Annotated in this window: 2 protein-coding genes; one reads left to right on the top strand and one right to left on the bottom strand. The window is 41.6% G+C overall.

All coding sequences use genetic code 11. The features are described from left to right. Window positions 1–8 precede the first annotated feature (8 nt). Window positions 9–1,064: a cysteine desulfurase family protein gene (locus LC574_RS35935; RefSeq protein WP_229458391.1), complete on the bottom strand. Its 1,056-nt coding sequence runs from the start codon at window positions 1,062–1,064 to the stop codon at window positions 9–11. A gap of 214 nt (window positions 1,065–1,278) precedes the next feature. On the opposite strand from LC574_RS35935, the gene LC574_RS35940 reads away from it, so the two are divergent. After that, the coding region (locus tag LC574_RS35940) for a phospholipase D-like domain-containing protein (RefSeq protein ID WP_229458393.1) at window positions 1,279–2,386 on the top strand (1,108 nt) is incomplete at its 3' end.

The following is a 2,386-nucleotide window of genomic DNA, read 5'->3' on the forward strand; positions in this document are numbered from 1 at the left end:
GTTAGGTATCATTGAGCAACTTTTGTGGGCGAGGAAGGAAGAAGAACACTGGAATTGCCGAACAAAAGTTGCTCACTGATACCGATGCCAGCAAGGTTTAGCTGTCGTACCAAGGTTTTACCGCTAAGTTTTTCCCCATCGGCGTATTCTAAGCACATACTGATATGGTGAGGTAAACGATCGCAGCCATCCCCTGTAGCAATTAAACCCGGAATTTCAGCTAATTGGGCAAAAGCGCGATCGCGTAACTCAATTAACCGTGGTGTTTCTGTAGATAATTCTTCGGCTGCTAATTCTGCTGCTACACCAAACCCCGCAATTATCGGTACTGCTTGCGTACCAGAACGCAGTCCCATTTCTTGTCCCCCACCACCCAATAAGGGCATCAATTCCACACCAGGACGCACATACAGCGCCCCTACACCTTGCGGCCCATATATTTTATGACTGGAAAGACTAAGTAAGTCTATGGGTAGTTGTTGCACATCTATGGGTAAGCGTCCCGCAGCTTGGACTGCATCTGTATGGAACAAAGCCCCATGCGATGGCTCCGCCCGCCGCAGGCATCGCACAATCTTACCCAGTTCTGCGATCGGTTGCACAGTTCCAACTTCACTTTGTCCGTAAATTATAGAAACCAAAACTGTGTTATGTCGCAATGCTGCCTTTAAATCTAGGGGGTTGACTCTGCCTTTAACATCTACAGACAAGCGCGTAACTTCCCAACCCCACATTTCTAGCAACCTTACTGTTTCAGAAATTGCGGAATGCTCCACGCTGGAGATAATTAGATGTTGAGGAACAGCATACAACCGAGTCACACCCATAATTGCTAGATTATTTGCTTCCGTACCACCAGATGTAAAGATTATTGAAGCTGGATCGGCAGCATTAATTAATCCAGCAACTTGGACTCTGGCTTGTTCCACAACCGTTGCCGCCCTTTGCCCCCACTCATGTAAGCTGGAAGGATTGCCCCACTGTTGGGTGAGGACTGTTTGCATAACTGCGATCGCTTCTTTTCGAGTCGGAGTAGTGGCGCTGTAATCTAGATAAATTTGCATATAACTGATAATGGTGAGAACACACGTTGGTAGTAGGCTGCCGATCTTGTCAGCATATACACTTTGAGTGGACAAATCCTAAAAAAATCTCTGTAATGCCTCTAGCAGTGGATTTTTCCCTATATTTGGAAAGTTATTTTTCTACTTAATTCAGAAGACAAAATTTTGGGAATGATAAATATGTCCACTCTCAATCCACTTTTAACAGATTACAGTGCAACTTATCTCTAGACGAAGATATTTTTTATATATCTTTTTACTGATATTTCCCCTTGCTGCTTGTCAACGAGTCCAGTCTTTCAATCAGCGTCTATCACCTTTACCACAAGATCCGTTAGTTCAAGTTTACTTTAACCATTCTGAGTCTTCAGAATACAAAGAACCTTACCGTCAGCAAACTCGCCTTGGGGATGATTTAGAAAAACAGATTGTCGATGCTATTACCCAAGCTAAATCTACAGTAGATGTGGCGGTGCAAGAATTACGTTTACCCAAAGTTGCCCAAGCACTGGTTAATAGACAAAAAGCTGGGGTAAAAGTCAGGATAATTTTAGAAAATACCTATAGCCGACCTTGGAGCAGCTTAACATCTGCTGAAGTAGGTAAGTTAGATAAAAGGGAACAGGAACGTTACAACGAATTTCGCAAATTTATCGATATTAACCAAGATAATCAACTCAGTTTAGCAGAAATAAATCAAAGAGATGCTTTGATAATTTTGCAAAATGCCAAAATTCCCTGGATAGACGATCGAGCAGATGGTTCAGCAGGTAGCAGCTTGATGCATCATAAATTTGTAATTGTGGATAATCGCATAGTAATTATTACTTCAGCCAATTTTACTTTAAGTGATACTTATGGTGATTTCACAAATTCCAGCAGTTTAGGCAATGCCAATAACTTATTGCAGATTGACAGCCCAGAATTAGCATCTTTATTTACAGAAGAGTTTAACATCTTATGGGGAGATGGCCCAGGAGGTAAGCTAGATAGTCAATTTGGTTTACAAAAACCGATGCGATCGCCTCAACAAATTACATTAAATCAAACCACAATTACTGTGCAATTTTCGCCTACTTCCCCAACTCAACCCTGGAATAACAGTAGTAATGGTTTAATTGGTAAAACTTTAGATTCAGCAACCAAATCTGTTGATATGGCGTTATTTGTCTTTTCCGATCAGCGGATTGCCAATATTTTAGAAAATCGCCATCAACAAAGTGTGCAAATTCGCGCTTTAATTGAGCCACAATTTGCCTATCGTCCTTATAGTGAGGCATTAGATATGATGGGGGTTGCTCTTAGTAACAAATGTAAATATG

Source organism: Nostoc sp. CHAB 5715 (genome assembly GCF_020829685.1).
Classification (GTDB): Bacteria; Cyanobacteriota; Cyanobacteriia; order Cyanobacteriales; family Nostocaceae; genus Nostoc.